The organism is Corynebacterium sp. ES2730-CONJ (genome assembly GCF_024834055.1).
Taxonomy (GTDB): domain Bacteria; phylum Actinomycetota; class Actinomycetes; order Mycobacteriales; family Mycobacteriaceae; genus Corynebacterium.
On the sequence record NZ_JANUXZ010000001.1, the window covers coordinates 263,127 to 287,053 of the forward strand.

The window sequence follows — 23,927 nt, forward strand, 5'->3', positions numbered from 1 at the left end:
CTTTCACCACTGCTGGCACCACCCCTCAATGTGAGGCCCTTAAAATGGGCGCCACCCTTTCCATACACTAAAGTGATTTAGCAACTATGTCTATACCTACATCACATGACCACAACACAAATCAGCGAGGTCGCCGGCGACGCAATCAGACACAGCTAGATCCAGCGCACTCGCAGCTAAGAGATACGCTTCGAGCTCGCTTGGATAATGTGAGCCTAAGTGATGCCCGAGTTTTTGGTATCAGACTTAAAAAAGCACGCAGCCTGAAGGCCCTTTGTGCGATCGAGAATGATATCACCCGCGCCGAAAAACTCGTCCATTCGCGCAGTATGCTCGTACCCGACATTGTCTACCCTGCTAGCCTTCCTGTTTCCGGCCGTAGAGACGATATAGCGGCAGCGATCCGCGATCACCAGGTCGTTATTATCGCTGGCGAAACTGGCTCAGGTAAAACCACGCAATTGCCCAAAATATGCCTAGATTTAGGGCGCGGGCGACGGGGGCTCATCGGGCATACCCAGCCCCGTCGACTAGCAGCACGAACCGTAGCGGAACGAATAGCCCAAGAACTCGGCCAACGTGTAGGCGAAACCGTGGGTTATGCCATCCGCTACGACGATTCGGTTGGGCCAGCGACCGCTGTCAAACTGATGACGGACGGTATCTTGCTGGCCGAAATGCAACGAGACCGCTATCTCAACAACTACGACACCATCATTATCGACGAGGCACACGAGCGGAGTCTCAATATTGACTTCCTGCTCGGCTATCTCAAACAGCTTTTGCCTAAGCGCCCAGACCTTAAGGTGATTATCACCTCCGCAACCATTGATCCCGAACGCTTCGCGCGTCATTTTGGACCCTCGCCTGATAAGCCCGCACCCATTATTGAGGTATCGGGGCGAATCTACCCCGTGGACATTCTCTACCGCCCCTTGGAATTGGTCGAAGCAGATCGAACGGTAGAAGTGGATCCTCTCGATGGGCTTCTTCTCGCTATCGAGGAACTTATGGGCTACGGTGAGGGCGATATCCTATGTTTCTTCGCCGGCGAGGCCGATATCCGAGAAGCACTCGAGGCAATTGAGGGCCGAGGGTGGCCACGTGTAGAGGTCGTTCCGCTCTTCGGACGCCTATCTAATAATGAGCAACACAAGGTCTTTAGCCCACATTCCATCAGGCGCATAGTTTTAGCAACCAATATCGCCGAAACATCCCTCACAGTTCCAGGGATTCACTACGTGATTGACACTGGCACAGCACGAATCTCGCGATATTCGGTCCGCACCAAAGTCCAGCGGCTGCCAATAGAACCGATATCCCAGGCTTCCGCTAACCAACGATCCGGCCGATGTGGACGTGTAGCCGACGGTGTAGCTATACGGCTGTACTCGGAGCAGGATTTCCAATCTCGCCCCGAATTTACCGATCCTGAAATTCTGAGAACGAATCTAGCCAGCGTTATTCTCCAAATGTCAGCTCTCAACCTTGGCGATATCGAGGACTTCCCTTTTATCGAAGCCCCCGATACCAAGGCCATCCGGGACGGAGTATTGCTGCTGCATGAACTCAACGCCCTCGAACAGACGGAAACAGCAAATGGGAGCTATAAACTTACCCCAATTGGTCGAGACGTGGCTCGCATCCCGCTCGACCCACGTATGGCCCGTATGCTCGTTAAAGCGTATAAACTGGGGTGCCTGAAAGAGGCCCTGATCGTCGTAGCCGCCATGAGTATCCAAGAAATTCGCGAGCGTCCCCTCGACAGCCAAGCTCAGGCGGATCAACTCCATGCCCGATTTAAAGATAAGAAATCCGACTTCTCGACCTATCTCAATCTGTGGGAATATCTGGCAACGATTCGCCAAGAATTATCTGGCAACCAATTCCGCAAGCGTGTATCCCGAGAATATCTCAACTATATGCGCATTAGAGAATGGTTTGACTTAGTTCACCAGCTGATAAATATCTGCTCCCAATTAGGGTGGAACCTTTCTACTGTGCAGGAGCTCAGTGATTTTGTTCGGGGAAAAAAGCAGGGACTTTCTCAGTCACACGACTTGCTCATAGACCAAAATCAGACTGATGCCTTGCACCAATCTCTATTATCGGGTCTTCTCTCCCATATCGGTATACGAGAGCTGGACAGCAAAGAATACCGAGGCTCCCGCAATACTCGGTTCATGATTTTCCCCGGATCCGCGCTCAGTTCTTCGAAGGCGCCGTGCGTGATGGCTGGCGAACTCGTAGAAACGTCGCGTCTCTGGGCCCGCGATGTTGCGGAAATAGATCCACGGTGGGTGGAAAAATTAGGTGGCCCGCTTCTCAAGCATCAGTATTCGGAGCCGCACTGGTCGGCAAAAAAGACGGCAGCGATGGCGTACCAAAAGTCCACTCTCTACGGAGTTCCTGTTGTCATCGACCGGCTTGTCCCCTATCACCGAGTTGATCTGCGAGCTGCCCGGGATATCTTCATTCGCCACGCTCTGGTACAGGGCGAATGGACCACTCACCATTCTTTCTTCCACGAGAATAGGGAAAAACTTGACCGCGCACAGGACATCGAAAGCCGCGCTCGCCGACGCGATATCGTCGTGGACGAAGACACGCTCTTCGATTTCTACGAGCAACGAATCCCTGAACATATTGCTTCGGGGCGCTCTTTTGATAATTGGTGGAAGCGGAATCGGGCGAAAAATCCGCATCTTTTAGACTTCAATCCCGAGAATTTGGTCAACGAACAAGCCCGCGATATCACCGAGGACCTTTACCCAAGCTTCTGGCACCTTAAAGATATGAAGCTGGAACTCAGTTACGAGTTCGATCCCGGCAGCCATAATGATGGCCTCACGGTTTATGTCCCGGTGCCGCTGCTGGCTGGACTCGACCCAGATCCATTTCAGTGGCTTGTTCCTGGTCTACGCGAAGAGCTCATCACTGAATTAATCAGATCGCTACCCAAACCTCTGCGGCGACAAATCGTTCCAGCTCCAGAGTTTGCGAAAAAAGTTCTCCCCCTCCTTGATGCCAGACTTTCTACTCCGTTAACCGCACAGTTATCAGAGCAACTAGGAAAGTTAGGTGCCCAAGGTTTAAGCCCTAGCGCATTTGATTGGGAAAAAGTTCCTGATCACCTCAAAGTGAATTACGCCGCGATCGATCGTCGCGGGAAGGTCATTGATCACGACCGCAATCTCACTCGTCTAAAAAAGCGGCGTTCGGATCAAATCAAGTCCTCCGTGGCAAATATTTCCCAAAACGTCAATACCCGCATTTCACAGACGTGGGCTGCCGACACTTTAGGAACTATCGCCGAGGAAGCGGCTGCCACGGTCGACGGACTGCCCGTGACCACCTATCCCGCATTAGTAGTTACTGAAAAGGGCGTAGCTATTCAGGCGATGGGCACCCGGGCCGAAGCTGAGCAGGCGATGATGACCAGTACGATGACCCTGTTGATGCGGGCCATTAACGTCAACGATCAAAGGATGCTTAATGGACTTAGTCTCAAGCAACGGGTAGCGGTGGAGAATTATCCCCATGGAGGTTCGCACGGACTCGTCAACGATGCTCGTATCGCAGCAATTCGAGATGCACTTATCGATCACGGTGGCCCGGTGCGAGACCCAGAGAGATACCAGCAATTAGAGGCTCTCATCAGAAATGATGCTCCGTCTAGGGTGCGCAGGATGATTGTAGATATTGCACCAGGACTGGTCGAATACTTGGCTGTTTCTGCAGAGCTACACAACTGGACCGGCGAGGCCATCGAGGATATGAGGAAGCAATTAGCGTTCTTGCTACCAGCACAAGCGCTAACGATTTATGGGATAAGACGTCTGCGACACCTTCCCCGGTATCTCAAAGCCATGCAATATCGGCTCGATGATATGGCGGCCAACCCCGATCGAGATGCAGAGTATCAGCATCGAATTGAAAAGCTTGAAGATCAGTTATCACTTCGCATCGAGAACCTCCCCCCAGCGCGGCGACGGTCACGTGAGGTCAAAGATATTCAGTGGCTCATCCAGGAGTTACGCGTCAGTTTCTTTGCTCAGCGATTAGGCACAGCGGAAAAGGTCTCAGAAGCAAAAATTAGTAAAGCTATCACTCGCCTGACATAAATTTAAAAGGGATGGGGGCATACTCCCTCCATCCCTTGGATCTTTTTAGTTGTTTTCAGCCTCGCGCTCGCGGCGATGCATCAGGCGAATCTCAGCCTCAAAGTCGGCAGCTGATTCGAACGATTTATAAACCGAAGCAAATCGAAGATAGGCCACCTCATCGAGTTCTCGCAGTGGATCGAGAATAGCCAAACCAATATCATTGGCGTGAATCTGCGAGGAACCGTGCGACCGGACAGTGGCCTCCACTTGCTGCGCAAGAAGCTTCAAAGCATCATCGCCCACATCGCGCCCCTGGCATGCTCTTCGAACTCCAACAATCACCTTTTCCCTACTAAAGGGTTCAGTGAGGCCGTTCCGCTTCATCACGAGTAGTTGAGCTTTTTCTACCGTGGTAAAGCGCCCGCCACACGACATGCACTCGCGCCGGCGTCGAATCGCCGCACCAGATTCGGCGACCCGAGAGTCGATCACTTTTGATTGCTCATATTGACAGAAGGGGCAGTGCATAGTCGTACTCATACCTTTTCGGATAAAAAGCGATATTTACCTACATCATAGACCGCCCCGATTTAACCACCCAGCGGAATCGAGGAATAGGAAGCGACGGCATATGCACTTTCCCCGTCGGGTTGGCTACTAGCCCCCTCGTCGTTAGCGACGAGCAGTCCGAAGAATATGAAAAGACCAAAGATGCCACCCGCAATATAATTTTTCCAAGCGCTATCACCTTCGTCGTGAGAAACTATCTCCGGATAGGTTGTACCGCGCTGCGGCTCATGCTCGAAGGGGTTGGATACGAGCGAATAAGACAACGTGCGTATATAACGAGGTCCGCTACTACTATGCGTGAGCGATCGAATAGCTCCTCCATCCCAAACCTCAGCCGGAGGAACCATAACAGCATCTGCCTTGTTCAATGGTTCTAATATCGTCATGGTGTGGCTCCTTATATCTCGCTAAAATCACCGGGTCTGGACTCATGATCTATTTCTAACAGTTATGTTCGAATTTAACGTCCCCACAGATCCAAAGCGGGGCTCAATACTATCCATTTAGCAACTATGTTCGAATTATGCTCATGTTCGAGAGATATGTCAATATACAAGTGTGAAATCTCATTTTTTTGCTGCTCAGGAACGCCTTGGGTGGGCGCAGATTTTTCGAACACTATCGCGCAAATAGTAAGTGCGTTCTAATAATTCGGAGTTCTTTACATCTAAACTCGCACAATCGAACACGGTGCCCTAAACTAAATAATCGAATACCTTGGCGAGTCAACTCGCGAGGACCAACCCACTCAAGGAAAGCGCATTATGGCCTCCAAGAAGACCTCCGACGCAACCAAAATTTCTGGCACTCTAGCTCGGGAGAAATTATCAAAGCGCCAGGAGACCATCCTCCAAGTCATCAACGACGCTCTGGTTCTGCGCGGCTACCCGCCCAGCATCCGAGAAATTGGGGATGCCACTGGCTTGCAGTCCACTTCCTCTGTTGCCTATCAACTCAGAGAGCTCGAGCGCAAGGGCTATATAAAAAGGGATGCAAATAAGCCGCGTGCTGTTGATATCAAGGTCAACCTCTCTCCACAGCGCACTGCCGCCAAGAAGGATTCTCAACCCATCAGTGTTCAAGACGAGAGTGATCGTGCACATACTTCCTATATACCGCTCGTCGGGGCGATTGCGGCAGGCAACCCGATTCTAGCCGAGGAAAATATCGACACCTACTACCCTGTACCCAAAGATTTTGTAGGTGATGGCGACCTCTTCATGCTCCAGGTCGTTGGCGAGTCCATGCAAGACGCCGGAATACTGGACGGCGACTATATCATCATCCGATCTCAGCCTGTTGCCAATAACGGCGAGTTTGTGGCGGCTATGATCGATGGGGAAGCTACGGTCAAGGAGTTCAGAAAAGATCGAACCGGCATCTGGCTGCTGCCACACAACCCAGTCTTCGACCCCATCCCCGCAACTCCCGAAACCGAAATCTTGGGAAAGGTCGTCTCGGTATTTCGCACCTTTTAGGAACTACCGCCCGAACCCTGCGGGGGTACAAACATTACCCCCGAAACGGAATTGTCAGTGAAATCACAGGAAACAACATAAACAAAGAACTAGTGTGTTTATCAGTTTTTCCCCAGCTAGATGAGTCAATTTGAGCGGCCTCGTAGAGGTATAGGTGTGGTTTTTAGGTCGTGATCGCACGGCCACTTCTGATTTTCCCCACATAAACATGCAAGAATAAAGGGAGGAATTTTCCAAACAAAAAGAAAACGGGCATCATTTCTCGCAGGCCTATGCCCGTTTCTAGGGCACCCGCCGCACATGCTCGGGGCAATATGAGGAGTGATTGAGACCATGTATTCAGAAGAACGCCGCCGCCAAATTGCTTCTCTTACCGCTGTGGAAGGACGAGTTAACGTCACCGAATTAGCCGCACGCTTTAATGTCACTGCCGAGACAATCAGACGTGATCTTGCGGTTTTAGATCGCGAGGGTGTCGTCCACCGGGTCCACGGAGGCGCGGTGGCGAACCAGACTTTTCAAACCACTGAATATCCCCTCGATACCCGAGCCCGTTCGGCCTCGGGGGCAAAAAATTCCATCGCACAAGCAGCGGTCAGATTCCTTCCGCCTTCACAGGGAGGAATATTCCTTGATGCCGGTACAACAACAGCAGCCCTGGCAGATATCATCGCGCTACAACCCCAAGCCAAGCAATGGGCGATCGTCACTAATTCTTTGTCCATTGCTCTTAATTTGGCCAATTCAGGTCTCGACGAAATCCAGCTACTCGGAGGCAGCGTTCGCTCAATTACCCAGGCAGTTGTCGGTGATACCGCACTAAGAACCCTCGCACTGCTGCGTGCTGAGGTTGCGTTTATAGGGACTAATGCCCTCACTCTTGATCACGGTCTCTCGACAGCGGACGCGCAAGAGGCTGCTATTAAATCCGCCATGATCACCAATGCACGCAAGATCGTCGTCCTGTGCGACTCGACTAAAATGGGTACAGATTATCTCGTGAGCTTTGGTTCAATTGCAGATATCGATGTTATCATCACTGATTCCAATGCCCCCGAATCCTTTGTAAAAGCACTGAAGGAAAACAATATAGAGGTAGTAATCGCAGACTAGGCACAAAAATATCCCGCTAGTCATAGCTACTAGCGGGATTAGTTCTAACCTTCGAGGATGTCACGCACCTTGGCGCGGGCATCCTTAGCACCGTCTGCGTGGAGAGCAGCCTGAGCAGCTCTCTGGCAGGTCTCAAAATCAACGGCTGCTAGCTGTGCACCCACTCCGGCGATAGCTGTCGCAGCGGTTGATAGCGAGTTCACACCTAAACCGGTGAGCACGCATGCAAGCATGGGATCTGCTGCTGCCTCACCGCAAACGCCAACAGCGGTATTCGTCCGCTGGCCTTCCTTGCACGTGAGATCGATCAAACGCAGCACGGCTGGCTGCCATGGATCCGTGAGATAGGCGAGCTGAGGAGACAACCTGTCGGCGGCCATCGTATACTGTGTCAGATCATTGGTGCCAATGGAGACGAAGTCTAGATACTGCATGATTTTATCTGCCATAAGGGCAGCCGCCGGAACCTCAATCATGGCACCTGCGACGAGGCCACGCTCGCGGCACAAATCTGAGAACCACTTGGCCTCTCGAGTTGTGGCTACCATTGGAGCCATTACCCACGTCGGAGCGGACTCGTCACGGCCTAGTTCACGAGCAGCTTGTGCAATAGCGTCGAGCTGACGGGTCATCAGTGATTCATTAGACAAGGCGATGCGCAAACCACGAACGCCCAGAGCTGGGTTAGTCTCGTCAATAAGGGATGCAAAAGCTATAGGCTTATCAGAACCAGCATCCAAGGTGCGTACAACTACTTTGGAGTCCGGGAACTGTTCGAGGACCTTTCGGTAAATGTCGGCTTGCTCATCAACACTTGGTTCTTCGGTGGCATTCAGGAAACACAACTCAGTTCGGAATAGACCGACTCCCTCAGCTTGTGATTCCTCAGCTGCAATGCGAGCGGCTTTACCGTCTTGCACATTGGCCAACAGCTGAACAGCATAGCCGTCCTTGGTTTGTGCCGGACCTCGCCACTTGGAGACCCACTCAGCTAATTCATCCGACTTGCGCTCTGCTGCTTGAGCAGTCTCCGGATGAGGCTCTACCTCGATAGTTCCCAGGTAACCGTCCACCAGTACGTGCGTTCCGGCTTTGATATCGGTGATTTCTGATCCAGCTGCGACAATGCACGGCACGTTGAGCTGGCGTGCAATGATGGCAGTATGAGAGGTAGGACCGCCTAATTCCGTGACTAAACCGACGAAGTATTTAGTATCAAGCGCCGCGGTATCTGCTGGAGAAAGATCATCGGCGAATAGCACCACGCGCTCATCGACATCGGGGAGCCCAGGCTCTGGTTCACCGCGAAGCTCCGCGATTACACGATCGCGAATATCCTTCAGGTCCGTGGTGCGCTCGGCCATAAGACCACCAGCGGCTTCAAACATGGACACAAATTTATCGGTGGCAGCCATCACAGCGTACTCCGCGGTGTGTCCACCCTTGATTCCCTTGGTCACTAGCTTGCGCCAGCCACGGTCGTTTACCATACCTGCGGTAGCCTTCAGTACAGCAGCGGCGTCGCCCACGGCATGCTCCGAGCGCCTGAGTAGGCGTCCGGCCACAATATCGGCAGCTCCAGCGAAGCGCTCTACCTCTGGCGCCCGAAGATCTTCGGCAAGCTGGGGAGACTCTTTGGGCAGCTCGGGGCGGGCGCTGATCCATACAGCCTTCGCGTAGCGGACACCCCCTACCACACCAGTACCTTTATATTTCGTGTTACCAGTCACATCGCTTGTCAATATAATTCATCCTCACTTTTACATAGCTAACAAACCCAGAACACCACAAAAATCCCAAAAAAGCAATACGATTCACACATTCGGGCGTCAAAACTCACCCTCTTTGTTGGGTTTTAATTGACATCTAAAAATAATAAGGCTTACTCTTCAAGGAAGATCCTGTTATCCTCTCAGCAGCGCGTCACTGAGCTGCACCTTAGCTTCGATGGCTGGATATCAACTCCGTATCAACTATGAGATATTTCAGCCATGAGCTAGGTTGCGGGATCCGCAACGGTTCAGGTGCCCCTCATAGCACCACACGGAAAGCGTTTTGTCCTGTTCTTCATACGCGCAACCCGGCTTTGTGCCATGGTGCCTTCGATGAAAGCCAGTAATTTTTGTGATCGTCACCCTCACTACCAACCCGAGCATAGATACAACTTTTCTGCTAAACGACGAGCTGCGTCCAGGTGGAGTGCACCGCATGGAAACGTCACTCAGTTCAGCTGGAGGCAAAGGGATTAACGTATCCCACGCTATCTTCAAGGCCGATCGCCGAACTCTGGCAGTTTTCCCTTGTTCGAAATCTGACCCGCTCCTCCCCCTCATCAGGCAGACCGGGATCCCCTACCGAAACCTCGAAACTTTAGGTTCTACACGAGTTAATACCACGCTTTCTTCCCCGAAGGGCATAACGACAAAGCTGAATGGCCAGGGTGCATCCCTCAATAGGCGAGATCAACTGCGACTGGTAGACCTGCTGCTGAACACCCTTGATCATGCGAGTTGGGTGGTACTGGCCGGATCGCTGCCGCCTGGGACCTCGCCGTCTTTCTATACGGAGCTCATCACCCTTATCAAAGGTGAATTCCCTCATCTCAACATCGCTGTTGATACGTCGGATGCTCCCTTGCAGTCGGTTAGCGACAACCTCCTGATAGCGGCGCCTGACCTTCTCACCCCCAATAGTTTCGAACTCGGCCAGATTATCGGAATACCCGGGGAAATGCTGGAAAAAAAGGCCTTCGACGACAATATCGAACCTATCATCTTGTCTTCACAGAAGATTCTCAAGCGCGGCGTCAAGGAACTATTGATCACTCTCGGAGCAGCAGGAGCAATATTGGCTACAGAAAGCGGCATATTTTTCGCTAAGGCGCCACATATCAATGTGCGCTCGACGGTCGGCGCGGGTGACTGCGCTCTGGCGGGTTATCTCATGGGGCGTACTAGGGGGCTGTCTTACCCCGACTCTCTAGCTTTGGCGACCGCTTATGGCTGCGCCGCCGCTTCTTTGCCAGGGACCGAGATACCAGACCCCGCTGGAGTACATCCGGAGCGCATAAAGATTAGCCAATGGACTTAAAAGACCCACTTAGGTAGCACAAGCGTCGATAATTGCCTAGAATCAAGTTTGACTCTTGAATTGCGACTTCTAACGTCGCAGCTACGTATAGCTCTGAGTTAATACAAGAGAATGAGTTTAATGACCCGGTGGGCACGTTATGCGTCCACTTTTACTGAAAGGATCCATTCCTATGGCTTCTAAGACCGTTGTTGTCGGCTCCGCAGTCGGCCTACATGCCCGCCCTGCTTCCATCATTGCCGAGGCTGCTGGTGAATTTGATGAGGACATCTTCCTAAGCATTGAAGGCGAAGACGATGACGAAACTGACGCTGCGTCCTCGTTGATGATTATGGCCCTCGGCGCAGAGAAGGGTGACAAAGTTACGGTTGTTTCGGAAAACCCTGAAGCCGTAGAGAAAATCGCTGCCTTGATCGAAAAAGATCTCGACGCCTAGGGCATATCGAACAAACGCGGGTCACTATGAGCCCGCGTTTTTTATTTGCGCCTGAGGAATTTCCTCAAGAGCTGCAGTGCAGGCTCCCTATTGAAGAAGTTCCGTTTTACCCCCTCGGTTATTGTATTTTTTGCGACCTTCGGCACCTTTTTCCCTTGACTGACACGAGCCTTTTGCAGCTCACCTTGAAGTTGGGTCGCTTGCGCGCCCAAGGTTTGCAAACCGCCTATGCGTTGCTCGCCCATGAGAGCCCCACCCTGTTCTAGGATTTCTAAGGCTGGTTCAAAAGCTCCGCGGTCTCTTAAACGTTGTGCTTCCTCAAGGCTGGAAAGCTTTGTGTCGAGGCCTTTGATCACCTGAATTTCTGCAGCGCTAACGCCCTGGGCGGTCACCGCGTCTTCGTTTTCGGTGTTAATCAGCAGATAGTAAACAGCGAGCTCAAGATCATCGAGGATTTCGGTGGCTTGAGTGGTTGCCAAATTAGTGGATGTGGAATAGAACTCGTCTGAGAACTCTGCCATCTCTAATTCCAGACGCATCTCCCCAATTAATCCTAAGGCGCGTTGAAGGTCGACGCGGGAGATGATTGCACTGTTTATCATTAGCATCCGCAGGGGGGCATGGAAAATGGGCGGAATGAGATCCATATGACCGCGGAGTAAAGGTTCAATCGCTGCTCCCAGGCGCGCCCCAGCGCGCAGGAATCCCTCGCTCATGAGTTTGTTACTCACGTCGTAGAGAACTTTGATCATAAGTGGCTCGTAGACTTCAGTCTCCTCAATAAGTCCAATGAACTCATCCGTGGCGTCGACTAAAGCATTAGACTCATTGCTGGCCTCGAGCTCAATTTCCGCAGCTTCGCTGATCATCATATGCAGTCTGAGGACCGAAATCTCTATGTGGTTTTCGGCAATCATCTCCTCGTCTTGAGCCTCAAGAAATTCCTCAAGGAAGAGCTGAGTTCTCATTTTGGCGATTGTCGCCACGGAATTGCGGATTGCCAAAGATTGCGCGAATTCTTGCGAAAGTGTGTCCCACAGGGAGATAGCTTCGGAACACAGTAACAGGATCTCCGCTGTTTCCTTGGTGGGTTGTGCCATAAAATCACTGATACTGATTTGGAATGCTGCGAATACGAGATCGAGACTCGTTTCATTTCCAAATTCGGGATATCTCCGGGCAAAAATAGCCAACGCTCGCGCCCGCTCAATAGAGCGCCCCGAGGACAGTTTGAGGGCTCGGAAAAAGTCCACATGGATAAAAAATTGCTCAGGTTCGCCATTCCATTGCTGCTCTAGACCATGAGCGTGTTCGTCGAGGACAGTGCGAATAAGATCCACATCTGCTAGCCGCCACAACATCAATTCCAACTCTACGAGGATCATGCGTAGCTCAAACTGCTCCGTTTGGTGATAATTGTTGTATAGCTCCACGGCGGCATCAAGCAGACTACGCATGAGTGCGATATCCACCGTGACCTCAAATTCCTGCTGTTTGAGGTGTTGGATATGTATAAAGGCCATATTGCGCATCTTCAGTACCTGCAGAGTGGGCTCTGGCACCTCGAATCCGTAGCCACTGTGCTCCCCGAAATATTCGTCATCGCTGAGTGCGATCGTACAAGCGTCAACAACCAGATGCCAGGCCTCCACTGCTTGTTGGCGACGCAGTTGCGCGTCCTTAGATTCTTCCGCGAAAACCTGTTCCTCGTTGGAGGTTTCCAGCGCCCGGGTGGAGTCCTGAGCATCAGCAACCAATTGGTGGATTTTCTCGAGATAGTTTTCGCTCATATCGTATAAGGTAGCAAGATTTTCACTGCGATATTAAAGGAGGCTGCCCAAGGAACGAGATGCACAATATCTGGCACATAAAATATGAGCGCTGGCACCTCTCCCCTCGCCTATTGTCAACAGACTATACAAGGGACGCTCCAGCACACCCTGCCTTAAATATCCCTAACTTCTATAAAGTCCCTAGAGCGCCTATCGGTGCATTCGGCCTTGCTAATCCTGATGATCCACTTAATCCCCTGCCAACTATAACAGCCAGATCTGCCGTGGTAACCAGCAGAAATAGAACATGGAAAAATAGGTGCGACTTATCCTGGGTCACCCCATGCCTAAATATGCGCGACCACTTTCGTAGATAGCCGACAACTAGCCGGCGGAGCACAGCATATACCAACACGATCGCATCGATCCCTCTATCCAAGGCCTATTTTTCAAGAGAAAAGAGAGACAAAACTCCACCTACACATGCGTCGCCCCTAAGGATATCCGCCATGATCACGATTGGGTCCAGGATTTATCTCAGGATCGAGGAATAAAATCAGCCGCGACAGCAGGCTCGGGGTATAGGACAGGAAGACCCCAAGGGTAAGCTCAAGGGGTTAGAAGTTGGAAGACTAATATCAAAACACAGCTCAGAACTGTGCGTTCTGGCCTTCGCCCAAGGTAGTATACACCCGTTTCAATAGCGGGTAGATGATAATAATGCCAACAGAACCCCACGCTATGCCTTCTAGTTCTACTCCAAATATCGGAAGGGTGAGATTACCAATGCCTGCGACCAAGGCGATAGCGGCGGCGGTTAGATTAACCGGATTGTTAAAGTTAACATGATTGTCTTGCCAAATTCGCACGCCTAACATGCCGATGAGACCGTAGAGCACCAATGCTGCCCCACCGAGAACACCGACAGGAATCGTGAAGATTAAAGCACCAAATTTTGGAATGAAGGCTAGAATCACGGCAGTAAGTGCCGCAATCCAATACGCAGCTGTTGAATACACCCTGGTAGCAGCCATAACACCAATATTTTCGGCATAAGTAGTAGTACCGGAACCACCGAAGCCGCCAGCTAGGGTGGTACCAATTCCATCAGCAATAAGAGCATCACCCGCAAGGTCGTCGAGGTCGCGTCCAGTCATTTCACTGACTGCTTTAACATGACCGACATTCTCAGCGATGAGGACAATGACCACCGGTAGGGTAATAAGGATTGCGGAAGCGGTAAACTGCGGCGTATGAAATTGTGGCAAACCAACCCATGGTGCCGCAGCTATAGTCTCGCGGGCCCCCTCCGAAAGATTGCCACTTATGGCTGCAAATAACCAGCCGATAATGACACCTAGAAGGATTCCCAACCGCGCGATCATTCCGCGACCAGCAACCGTGCAAAATAAAATTGCAGCCAGGGTGACTGATGCCACCACTGGCTGCTCTTGGAAATTATTGACGGCTGCTGGTGAAAGATTGAGACCTATGAGAGCCACGATCGCTCCCGTGACAGCCGGCGGCATCACCATATCGATGACCTGCTTACCCATCGCCTTAACAATAAAACCCACCGCGATGAGGGCGATACCGGCAGCGAATACGCCACCTAACTGCACTGCGATCCCCTCGGATTGGCTCGCCATGAGGGGCGCGATAAAGCCAAACGACGAGCCTAAATAGGAAGGCAGGCGATTCCTGGTGACCAAAAGGAAGATCATTGTCCCCAAACCTGAGAACAATAAAGTGGTATTAACGGGGAAACCAGTAAGGGTAGGCACCAAGAGCGTAGCGCCAAACATGGCGATCACATGCTGCATACCGATCCCGATGGTGCGACCCCAACTAAGTCGCTCTTCAGGTGCTACAACTGCACCAGGTTGAATTGTCTTGCCGTCTCCGTGGAGGGCCCAGCCCAGGGTAGATTTACTCACAAAGGCTTATTATCCAACGGCATATGACGTTTTGTAAATTTCTCCCCCAACCAGGCTCTAGGCATGACCTTCCGCAGAGGCGATCTGGAACTCCGCCAACTGGTTGGCCATAGACTGAGGTAAGCGAACGTCCATCCTCGTTCCCTCTTCGGTGTGGGATTCCTGCAGCACTGTTCCCAGGTGGTGCAGCTTAGAGACGATATCGCCACGGGTATAGGGGATGAGCAGCTCGGCATGGGCATCGAGGGAGTTGAGGAAAAGCTCAACTCGAGCTTCTAACGCTGGAATACCCTCACCAGTTTTGGCAGAGACGAAGACAACATCGTCGAGCGCATGTCGCAATTCAGCGAGAACCAACGGATCAGCCTGATCAATCTTGTTCACCACGATGATCTCCGGGGGAGCGTCGGCTTTTTGCTCACGCACGATTTCACCGATCACCTCGTTAACAGCAGCGATCTGCTTGAGCGGAAAGGGATCCGAACCGTCGACAACATGGAGGACCAGATCTGCCTCCACAACCTCTTCAAGGGTTGATCGGAAGGCCTCGACCAACTGCGTGGGAAGGTGGCGCACAAAGCCGACCGTGTCGGTGAAGACCACGTGGCGACCATCGCCAAGTTCTGCTTTTCTCGTGGTAGGATCAAGGGTGGCGAAGAGGGCGTTCTCCACCAATACCCCGGCCCCTGTCATGGCATTGATCAACGAGGATTTTCCAGCATTGGTATAGCCCGCGATGGCTATCTGGGGGATCGAGGAATCGCGGCGCTGTGAGCGCTTAACGTCACGGGCGGTCTTCATCCCAGAGATCTCTCGACGTAGCTTCGCCATATCAGAACGAAGTCGGCGGCGATCGGCTTCAATTTTAGTTTCGCCAGGACCACGCAGACCGACACCACCATTGGAGCCTGCACGTCCACCCGCTTGGCGTGATAGTGCCCCACCCCACCCACGAACGCGAGTAATCAGATATTCCATTTGTGCAAGCGAGACCTGTGCTTTTCCTTCTTTACTCTTCGCATGTTGCGCAAAGATATCGAGAATCAGCATGGTGCGGTCGATAACTTTGACATCGAGAGCTTTCTCTAGTGCAATCATCTGGCTGGGACTTAGCTCACCATCGCAGATAACAGTATCTACTCCGGTGTCATTAACGATCTCTTTGAGTTCTTTAACTTTACCGGAGCCGATATAGGTACTGGGGTCGGGACGGTCGCGCTTTTGGTAGAACATATCGGTGATATGCGAGCCTGCAGTCTCTGCGAGAGCTGCCAATTCCTGCATTGTTGCTTCGATCTCGGCGGTAGTGCCCTCGGTCCACACGCCCACGAGGATGACTCGCTCGAGACGGAGCTTCCGATACTCGACGTCATAACCGTCTTCTTGGTCGGTCGCATGGAGTTCGGACTCACCGCCGATTCGCCTTAAGGAACTACGCTGTTCCAAATCGAGTTCACCGACCGTAGGTTGAGCGCTCACTAGGCCGGTGAGGTCGTGGCCGGAAGGCTCGGTGGGTACTGTCTGCTGGTGGTCGCTGAAAGCTTGGGCGAGTAGTGCGTCGTGGTCGATTTCGTTATTTTTCTTATTATTGTTCATCGTTACTACTCATTGTCTCACTTCCTAGGCAGTCTTGGCCAATATTTAACTGGTATTCATAAAATGGTAAAGACCGATCCCACTGGATAGTATGGGTCCTATGAGTCATGATTTGGAAGCCCTAGGCTTGAACTACGAGCACTGGCAAGATGCCGTGGAGGCAGCTATTGCTACTAATAATCTCTCTGTCACAGGCGAGGTTCGCGGCGGACAATTAATCCAATACGCCGACCCCTCTGGGGCTCAGATCAATATCCTAGCTGTGGAACCCTTCGCAACATTCGCGGGGTTTGAAGCCGAGACCACGAATTTTGGGCATATCGCGATGATCAATGATGTGCTCGCACTTGTGGAGGTTGTTGATTGCCACGGCGCTCCGATCACGACCCTGACAGTTAATCTCGCTCAAGGTCCGTTGTTGGTCGATGAGTCACAACAGCGCTGGCAACAAGTGGGTATCACGGCGCTGGTTGACGAGCACACACTCGTCATACACCCAGATGAACAAAGATATCGCGATGCCTCCGGTCGTGAATCGGGGTACATCGAATCTCCAGGAGCCGAAGTAATTAACGCTGGCTCAGCTGCCTCTGCTCCAACAGCCGCTGTTAAATTTAGCGCGCGCGTCTTGCAAGCCGAGTATCGCCGTAACGCCCTCAATGGTCAGCAGTTCATACACTGCACTATCGATGCTTCGATAGCATTGGACCTATGCATGCCATACCAAACAGAGCTGCCTGTGAAGGGCAGCGTCATCACGGGCGAAGCTCTCTTGGTGGGATCTGTAGTCGCTCCTCAGGGCTGTAGTTCGGGGGGTTGCGGCTGCGGCTCCGGTGGTTGCGGCAGCCATTAATAATTAGACGCTAAGAGACGAGATCTTGTAATCTGAAGGCCTTATGAGCGAATTAGAAGCAATCGACGGTGGGAACCCCCAGCCAACGTGGCCGTGGCCCGTGGTGCTGGTGTGCTGTGCACTGTTGATCTTCTTTTTCAAAATCGAGGGAGTCTTACTGTCTGTCTTCATCCTGGCGGGGGTCTTTCTCATTACTAAATTCCAACCAAATTATCAGGAGGGCTCGGCCCTGAAGTCCTCGATCACTCTGTCGAAAGAGGATATTGAGGACGTATTGGCCGAGTACGACAAATTCTTACATGGTATGGAGGCAGACGATCTAGCTGATCGCACAATCATAAGACCAGCCCTAGCTGACTCGGATTGTACGGAGCCCGATATTTCAGAGTTTATCTTCTTGTCTAAGACGTCCAAGCGCTTCGTCTCCCGCCTCGATTCACGTTTGCGCCGCAACCTCTCGGTAACCCAACTAGAAGAACTTCTCAAGATCACCGATGCCCGAGCCCTCGAACTGCAAGAGTCGTGGATACGGGCACGCCGCGCTGCCCAACGGCTCGGCACTGATTACAAATCTTCCTAGCGATCAGTATAGGCTTTAAGATCGATCGTTCCCCGCGCTACGATCTGCGAAGGGCCACTCAAAATTGCCCTGTCTTCGGTAATTTCCACAGTCACCTCGCCGCCGAGAACCCCTACGTGCAGCGTCCCAGTGGTATCCCCCCGATCTGCAAGAGCAGCCACGGCCGCAGCTACGGTTCCCGTTCCACAGGAACGGGTCTCACCTACTCCGCGCTCATATACACGCATATAGATATCTCCACCGGGTTTGAGCGCAATGATCTCCACATTCACACCAGAGGGGAAAAAATCACGATCAAAGACCGGTGGCGCCATCTCCAGAGAATTAAGGTGCTCTGCCGTCATTCCAGGTACCACACAGGCAAGATGGGGGTTACCTGTGCTCACTGCTAATCCAGCAAAGGCTTGTCCCGCTACGGTACACGTGGATAGACCGCGGACCTGAACCGATCCCATATCAACGCTGACCATCGCACGGTGAGGATCGGCGGCTAAAACCCGCACCCGACGCGCCCCTGCGCGTGTTCCTACCGTAAATTCGGTTGTACCCACGAGGCCTTCCACGCTGAGCACGTGGGCGAATACTCGTAGTCCATTCCCGCACATCTCGGCCACTGATCCATCTGCGTTGTAGTAGTCCATAAACCAGTGTGTTGCGTTAATGCCCTCGGCGAGCTCAGAGATATAGCCTCCTTCCTGTAGCGCCCCGGCATGAGCAACGCGCAGCAACCCGTCGGCACCGATACCGGAATGCCGGTTGCAGAGGGCCTGGATGATCTCGGGGGCTAAATCTAAGCTGGCAGCTGGATCGACAACGATTATGAAGTCATTTTCCGTACCATGACCTTTTATAAAAGGTACGAGATGGGCTGAGGTATTCACTGATCGATCCTTTCTCGGTTAAGGGGCACTTATAGTTTCTAGGATATCCATGGTTTGAGATAGGGTATCGCCGCTGGCCTTGATCCACTGCACCCGCGGATCTCTACGGAACCACGATCGCTGGCGGCGGACGTATCGCCGTGTCCCTATCACAGTTTTCTCCCATGCCTCTTCAAGATCCATATTTCCGGTGAGTACCTCCAGCATTTGGGAGTAACCTATGGCGCTGCCCGCAGTCGAATCAGCTCGTAACCCATGGTTGCGGTAGAGATTTTCCACTTCTGCTGCAAAGCCGCGATCGAACATCAGGTGGGTGCGCTGTTCGATTCGTGGGTTCAGCCACTCAGGTGTGGTAGCCAAACCAATGATGGTTGTATTCCAGCGCGGCGCGGCGCTTTTATCTGGCTGCGAGGCTTTATACGGTTGACCAGTTAATTCAATGACTTCAAGGGCGCGAACGGTCCTACGAGGATCTTTATCTTCGATGATTTCTGCAGCGACAGGGTCGAGGTGATGCAGATAGGCGTGGAGTTGGTCAATGCCATCTGTTTCGAGGCGCTGTTCCCAATAGGCTCTTACTCCAGGATCGGTTGGAGGGAATTGCCAGTCGTCGATTAGCGATTGTACGTAAAGCATGGACCCACCAACGAGTAGAGGGGTTTTTCCGCGTCGTTGGATATCTTCTACACAGGCGATAGCTCGCGCTTGATAATTCGCAACCGATGCCCGTTCGGTGACATCGAGGATATCAAGTAGGTGATGCGGTATTCCCTCGCGCTCACCGACGGTGAGTTTGGCGGTCCCTATATCCATGCCCCGGTAGAGTTGCATGGAATCAGTATTGACAATCTCTGCATTAAGGTGGTGGGCAAGTGCGATGCTCAGGCTGGACTTTCCAGAGGCTGTAGGCCCGATTATCGCCACTGGATGAGGCAAAGTGGCAGCCATAATATCCCTTCGTGTTGCATACTTGAGGTCCTAGTGTAGAGCAGTATCCACACGGATATTGATATGTGCAACATAGCGCGCTACTCCCAGGCTGGAGTCGACGTGAATGAGTTCAGATTTGAGGAATTCCTGTCGGTAGTTGGCCAGTTCTAACCATAGGTCGGGGTTTTCCACACCGGCCTCGAGAAGAAAATTGTACGAGATCCTTCGAAAATTTCTTCCCTGGAGAAGATCGAGGCACCAGCGATCACTTGCGCTAGATTGCGGTAGCAGACTTAAAGGAGCGCGTTCGGTCATGCCGGCGCTTCCGTCGAGCATGAGGATAATGACCTCCCCATCGCAAAGGGGGCCTATAGACTCACTCGTGTGAGTGATGGAAGCCTCTTCGTATGGAAGTAGGTGTCGAGCGATAATCTCTGGTAGATAGTGGCCTGAACTGACCCGATACGAGGTGGGTGCCCACGCCTGCAAGCTGCCGGTGTGACGAGTAAAGTCACGTCTACACTTGCGGTACACAATGCGAGTTGAGGCGGCCTTCCCTGTCACTAGCTCGGTGAGCTTTGCCCTCGCCCGCTGGTACAGTAAGGCTCCTTGCTCATCACCGCGACCGATCCCGGGGATAATGGCCGGAGAAGGCGGAATGAGAATCAAATCGCTTGCCATAGAGTTTCCTCGAGACTGATCGTTGAAATTTCTCCCACACCATTCTAGCGTGTCTGAGTGGCTAGATTCTCTACCCCCGCTTGGTTAGCTGGGGGATCATCAAGCAATGACATTCATTGGCTGCAGCGGTATGTTTATCACAGGAGCATTTTCATCTCTCCGCTCTGTGAAGTGGGAGATGCTCTCTCTAGTTGTTTCCCGTTGAGGCAGCCGCGTCGCGCGGCACGATCGCATGAAGTAAAGGATGGCACCGACCATGACCAGTATCCCTAAACCCGTACCCCGCCCTGGCACTCTTGCTGGTGCTAAGCCCGCCACGGTGGCACCAATAGTTACCGCTACACCGGTGAGCGATCCAACTCAGTGGGGTCGTGTAGAGGAAGACGGCAGCGCCTATGTCACCACCGCTCACGGGGATCGTCTTATTGGCTCATGGCAGGCTGGTACTCCTGCTGAGGGTCTCGCACATTATGGGGCGCGATACGATGATCTTGCAACTGAGGTCGCATACCTGGAAAACCGCCTCGTCAGTCACCCTAATGAGGCATCGCATATCAAGACTAAGGCTAACGAACTTTTTGCCAGTCTCGCAGATGCTGCAGTTATCGGTGATCTTGCAGCCCTTGAAGATCGTCTGAAATCTACCATTGCAAATGCCGATGAAGTAGGACATAAGGCTAAGGAAGAAAAGGCACGGCGCCGCGAAGAGAATATCAAGCGCAAGGAGGCGCTCGCCCTGGAGGCGGAGGATCTCGCGGAGAAGTCCACCGACTGGAAACAGGCGGGTGACCGGATTCGGGAAATCCTCGATGAGTGGAAGACCATTCGCGGCATCGATAGGAAGACTGATGACGCTTTGTGGAAACGCTATTCCCGGGCCCGAGATTCTTTCAACCGGCGCCGGGGGGCTCACTTTGCCGAACTCGATCGAGGACGCGCTGCAGCTCGTCGTGTCAAAGAAGATCTTGTCGCTCGTGCAGAGGAATTAAAAGACTCGACGGATTGGGGCGAAACCGCCCGAGCTTTCCGCGATTTGATGAAAGAGTGGAAGTCTGCTGGGCGTGCACCTCGTGACGTTGACGATAAATTGTGGGAGGCTTTTAAGAGCGCCCAGGATCACTTTTTCGAGGCACGTAATGCCCAGGCCCATGAGCGTGATGTGGAATTTGAGCACAACGCCCAGGCTAAGCAGGAGCTTCTCGATCAGTATGATGCGCTGATCAACCCCGAGAATGGGCTGGATAAGGCTCGAGCTCACTTGCGAGAATTGCAGGAAAAGTGGGAAGCCATCGGATTTGTTCCTCGCGATAGGGTGCGCGAATTCGAGCAGAAGATCGGCAAGCTGGAAAAGCGCGTGACTCAGGCTGCCGATGAGCAGTGGCGGCGCACCGATCCCGCGGCGCAGGCGCGCGCCGCTCAATTTAGTGCCAAAGTTACGGAGCTTAATGCTCAAGCTACTGCTGCCGAAGAAAAAGGGCAGGCCAAAAAAGCTCAGTCACTGCGTGAGCAAGCTCAGCAGTGGCAGGAATGGGCAGATGCTGCGTTGAGCGCAGTTGAAAATCGCTAAATAATAAGCGGCCAAGATACCCATCTTGGCCGCTTATCTAATCGTCTACCGGTCTTATTTTTCGTTTGCGTGATGCTCGCTGTCGTCTGTCATCAATAAGCAGTGGATTCGGCTCTGGATTTACCCTCGCCTGGCGCTGGGCGTATCCCACTTCATCCAGGTTTTCTCGGGCAGCTCGCATCTGGGCGATCTCCTTTTGCCGATCTGTACGCTGCCACACAATCAGGCTCAGCACTACTACCGCAAAGATAACGGATCCGACCTCTAGATAAAATCCGGGACCTATCCCTGGAGCCGCTCCTACTTCTTTATCCTGCAATCGCATCCACAAGGCGAAGACGGAACTAACAAGACCGACTCCGCTCAGCAGCCAGGCCACCCAGCCGAATATGGTGCGAGACGTCGTCAACAGAAGACCTCCCATGACGAGCACACCGAGGGCGGAGACAATAACAAATACCTGCTCCGCGATCCCGATGCGGATTCCCTCCGATGGTGCGCGAAGGAAGAGTACCTGCCAACCACGCATATCACCCGCGTGCGGTATGAGCAGGCCCACCGCGAAGAATAATTGGGCAAGCCGGAGGTAGGGCCCATAGGGGCGGTAGGAGATGATGCGTGATGCCTCCCGCTCCTCAAGTGCTAATTGTGCTGGGCTAAGATTCTCTAGCTCTGCTGACACCTATTTCTCCTCGCCATCAACATATTGCTTGTTGCAGCATCATTCTACACCCTAACAACAGCCACCTTGTTCGTCCGGTACTCGAGCTGGCCGGCCGATGGGAGGCAGGCCCAGGCGCACGCCAACTGGCGGGGTAGTTGGTAGTTGTCCTTGCGCGCTCATATCACCGGCCTTTGTCGCACGGTAGGTCAATACCCCGTGGTCAGCTGTCACATAATAGGACTTCGCACCAGTGATTTCCACGGTGACTATATCGCCGGGGCGAATATCGATCGAAGAACCGTCAGCGTGCATTTGTGGTGCGAAGTGAACGAGTCGACCATCTCGAGCTCGTCCTGAGAGCCGGTGGGTGAGCTCATTTTTGCGTCCTGCTGCTTCTTGCACTAATAACTCGACTTGGCGGCCGATAAGCTTACAGTTTTCTTCGAAGCTGATCTGCTCTTGCAGTGCTATCAATCGTTCGTACCGCTCTTGCACAACGTCTTTGGGTATCTGGTTCTCATACTCGGCTGCTGGAGTTCCAGGCCGCGGTGAGTATTGGAAGGTATAGGCAGAAGAGAAACGTGATTGTTCTACCACAGCAAGAGTTGCTTGGAAATCTTCCTCGGTTTCGCCTGGAAAGCCCACGATAATATCGGTAGTAATGGCAGCGTGTGGAATCTTGTGCCGCACTTCCTCCAAAATTTTGAGGAACTTCTTTGACCGATAACTGCGACGCATCTCTTTGAGAACCTTGTCGGATCCCGATTGCAGAGGCATATGCAATTGGGGACAGATATTGGGTGTCTCAGCCATCGCATCGATGACATCTGAGGTGAATTCAGCAGGGTGAGGCGAAGTAAAACGCAATCGCTCCAAACCGTCTATTGTCCCGCAGGCACGCAGCAGCTTGGAAAAAGCGAAACGATCGCGAGGTAAATCTGGATCCGCAAAGTGGACACCATAGGCATTAACATTCTGCCCGAGCAACGTCACCTCACTAACGCCTTGATCTACCAAGGCCTGTACCTCGCTGAGAATATCACCTGGGCGGCGGTCTGTTTCCTTGCCTCTGAGAGATGGAACGATGCAGAAGGTACAGGTATTATTACATCCCACCGATACCGATACCCAGCCCGCATAAGCCGACTCACGCTTGGCGGGGAGCACGGAGGGGAACTGTTCAAGCGCGTCAAGGATTTCTACCTGGGCCTTGTTGTTGTGCCGCGCCCGATCTAGAAGCGCCGGAAGTGATCCGATATTGTGGGTTCCGAATACTACGTCTACCCACGGAGCCTTTTTCAGCACCACATCTTTGTCTTTTTGTGCCAGGCAACCCCCCACCGCTATTTGCATATGTGGTCTTTGCTCTTTGAGTGCACGCAGATTGCCAAGAGTGCCATACAGTCGCATATCGGCATTTTCGCGAACTGCGCATGTATTAAAGACTATAAGGTCAGGGTCTCTTCCTTCGGCGACGTGCTGATATCCGGCTTCCTCAAGCAGGCCCGAAAGGCGCTCTGAGTCGTGGACATTCATCTGACAGCCAAAGGTGCGAACCTCGTAGCTAAGTGGAGACCGCGATGAATCGGTAAGGGCTGAAGGATTATTGGTGGCAGACACTTGGGTGATTCTAGCGCTTGCCTTAATTTTTGACGAACTGCATCGAGAACTTT

General features: G+C 52.6%; 19 protein-coding genes. 8 read left to right on the forward strand and 11 right to left on the reverse strand.

Annotated elements, in window-relative coordinates; genetic code table 11:
* Positions 1-86: 86 nt before the first annotated feature.
* Positions 87-4,124, forward strand: coding sequence for an ATP-dependent RNA helicase HrpA (gene hrpA / locus NXS13_RS01235; RefSeq protein WP_259289242.1), 4,038 nt, complete (start codon positions 87-89; stop codon positions 4,122-4,124).
* A 45-nt stretch (positions 4,125-4,169) separates the two neighbouring features.
* Here hrpA and nrdR read toward each other — a convergent pair whose 3' ends face one another.
* Positions 4,170-4,634: a transcriptional regulator NrdR gene (nrdR, locus tag NXS13_RS01240; protein ID WP_259077094.1), complete on the reverse strand. Its 465-nt coding sequence runs from the start codon at positions 4,632-4,634 to the stop codon at positions 4,170-4,172.
* Positions 4,635-4,696: 62 nt separating this feature from the next.
* A complete protein-coding gene (locus tag NXS13_RS01245) occupies positions 4,697-5,062 on the reverse strand; it encodes a hypothetical protein (protein ID WP_259076470.1) in 366 nt (121 codons plus the stop codon).
* 378 nt (positions 5,063-5,440) lie between these two features.
* On the opposite strand from NXS13_RS01245, the gene lexA reads away from it, so the two are divergent.
* Both lexA and NXS13_RS01255 read left to right on the forward strand, forming a co-directional pair.
* Complete coding sequence (gene lexA, locus NXS13_RS01250) at positions 5,441-6,154, forward strand: transcriptional repressor LexA (RefSeq protein WP_259076468.1); 714 nt, start codon at positions 5,441-5,443, stop codon at positions 6,152-6,154.
* Positions 6,155-6,487: 333 nt separating this feature from the next.
* Complete coding sequence (locus tag NXS13_RS01255) at positions 6,488-7,267, forward strand: DeoR/GlpR family DNA-binding transcription regulator (protein WP_259076466.1); 780 nt, start codon at positions 6,488-6,490, stop codon at positions 7,265-7,267.
* A gap of 44 nt (positions 7,268-7,311) precedes the next feature.
* Here the strand turns inward: NXS13_RS01255 and ptsP are convergent, their stop codons facing one another.
* Positions 7,312-8,997, reverse strand: coding sequence for a phosphoenolpyruvate--protein phosphotransferase (gene ptsP, locus NXS13_RS01260; RefSeq protein ID WP_396124686.1), 1,686 nt, complete (start codon positions 8,995-8,997; stop codon positions 7,312-7,314).
* A 394-nt stretch (positions 8,998-9,391) separates the two neighbouring features.
* Here ptsP and NXS13_RS01265 point away from each other — a divergent pair, with 394 nt between their 5' ends.
* Together NXS13_RS01265 and NXS13_RS01270 are read left to right on the forward strand one after the other, a co-directional pair.
* The gene (locus NXS13_RS01265) at positions 9,392-10,357 is read left to right on the forward strand and encodes a 1-phosphofructokinase family hexose kinase (protein ID WP_259076464.1); all 966 of its coding nucleotides are present in this window, start codon (positions 9,392-9,394) and stop codon (positions 10,355-10,357) included.
* A gap of 172 nt (positions 10,358-10,529) precedes the next feature.
* Positions 10,530-10,793, forward strand: coding sequence for an HPr family phosphocarrier protein (locus NXS13_RS01270; protein WP_259076462.1), 264 nt, complete (start codon positions 10,530-10,532; stop codon positions 10,791-10,793).
* Between the two features lie 41 nt (positions 10,794-10,834).
* Here the strand turns inward: NXS13_RS01270 and NXS13_RS01275 are convergent, their stop codons facing one another.
* The 3 genes from NXS13_RS01275 to hflX all read right to left on the reverse strand — a co-directional run bounded on the left by NXS13_RS01275 (position 10,835) and on the right by hflX (position 16,098).
* Positions 10,835-12,583 carry a hypothetical protein gene (locus NXS13_RS01275; RefSeq protein WP_259076460.1) on the reverse strand — a complete coding sequence of 583 codons (1,749 nt, stop codon included), beginning with the start codon at positions 12,581-12,583 and terminating at the stop codon, positions 10,835-10,837.
* A gap of 632 nt (positions 12,584-13,215) precedes the next feature.
* Entirely contained in the window at positions 13,216-14,502 is a 1,287-nt protein-coding gene (locus NXS13_RS01280) for a uracil-xanthine permease family protein (protein ID WP_259289243.1), read from the reverse strand.
* Positions 14,503-14,559: 57 nt separating this feature from the next.
* Complete coding sequence (hflX, locus tag NXS13_RS01285; protein WP_259076456.1) at positions 14,560-16,098, reverse strand: GTPase HflX; 1,539 nt, start codon at positions 16,096-16,098, stop codon at positions 14,560-14,562.
* A gap of 100 nt (positions 16,099-16,198) precedes the next feature.
* Here hflX and NXS13_RS01290 point away from each other — a divergent pair, with 100 nt between their 5' ends.
* Both NXS13_RS01290 and NXS13_RS01295 read left to right on the forward strand, forming a co-directional pair.
* Positions 16,199-16,951, forward strand: coding sequence for a hypothetical protein (locus NXS13_RS01290; protein ID WP_259076454.1), 753 nt, complete (start codon positions 16,199-16,201; stop codon positions 16,949-16,951).
* Positions 16,952-16,994: 43 nt separating this feature from the next.
* Positions 16,995-17,531: a hypothetical protein gene (locus NXS13_RS01295; RefSeq protein WP_259076452.1), complete on the forward strand. Its 537-nt coding sequence runs from the start codon at positions 16,995-16,997 to the stop codon at positions 17,529-17,531.
* Here the strand turns inward: NXS13_RS01295 and dapF are convergent.
* From dapF to NXS13_RS01310, 3 genes are read right to left on the reverse strand one after another with little or no spacing between them, the layout of a single operon-like run.
* Positions 17,528-18,412, reverse strand: coding sequence for a diaminopimelate epimerase (gene dapF, locus NXS13_RS01300; protein ID WP_259076450.1), 885 nt, complete (start codon positions 18,410-18,412; stop codon positions 17,528-17,530). The two genes, NXS13_RS01295 and dapF, sit on opposite strands and share 4 nt — an antisense overlap.
* Positions 18,413-18,430: 18 nt before the next feature.
* Positions 18,431-19,360 carry a tRNA (adenosine(37)-N6)-dimethylallyltransferase MiaA gene (miaA, locus tag NXS13_RS01305; protein ID WP_396124889.1) on the reverse strand — a complete coding sequence of 310 codons (930 nt, stop codon included), beginning with the start codon at positions 19,358-19,360 and terminating at the stop codon, positions 18,431-18,433.
* Between the two features lie 30 nt (positions 19,361-19,390).
* On the reverse strand, positions 19,391-20,023 hold the full coding sequence (locus tag NXS13_RS01310; RefSeq protein WP_259076448.1) for a hypothetical protein: 633 nt from the start codon (positions 20,021-20,023) through the stop codon (positions 19,391-19,393).
* 256 nt (positions 20,024-20,279) lie between these two features.
* On the opposite strand from NXS13_RS01310, the gene NXS13_RS01315 reads away from it, so the two are divergent.
* Positions 20,280-21,590: a DUF349 domain-containing protein gene (locus tag NXS13_RS01315; protein ID WP_259076446.1), complete on the forward strand. Its 1,311-nt coding sequence runs from the start codon at positions 20,280-20,282 to the stop codon at positions 21,588-21,590.
* A 37-nt stretch (positions 21,591-21,627) separates the two neighbouring features.
* On the opposite strand, the gene NXS13_RS01320 is transcribed toward NXS13_RS01315, so the two are convergent.
* Both NXS13_RS01320 and miaB read right to left on the reverse strand, forming a co-directional pair.
* On the reverse strand, positions 21,628-22,272 hold the full coding sequence (locus NXS13_RS01320; RefSeq protein WP_259289244.1) for a hypothetical protein: 645 nt from the start codon (positions 22,270-22,272) through the stop codon (positions 21,628-21,630).
* A 51-nt stretch (positions 22,273-22,323) separates the two neighbouring features.
* Positions 22,324-23,874, reverse strand: coding sequence for a tRNA (N6-isopentenyl adenosine(37)-C2)-methylthiotransferase MiaB (miaB, locus tag NXS13_RS01325; RefSeq protein WP_259289245.1), 1,551 nt, complete (start codon positions 23,872-23,874; stop codon positions 22,324-22,326).
* Positions 23,875-23,927 lie beyond the last annotated feature (53 nt).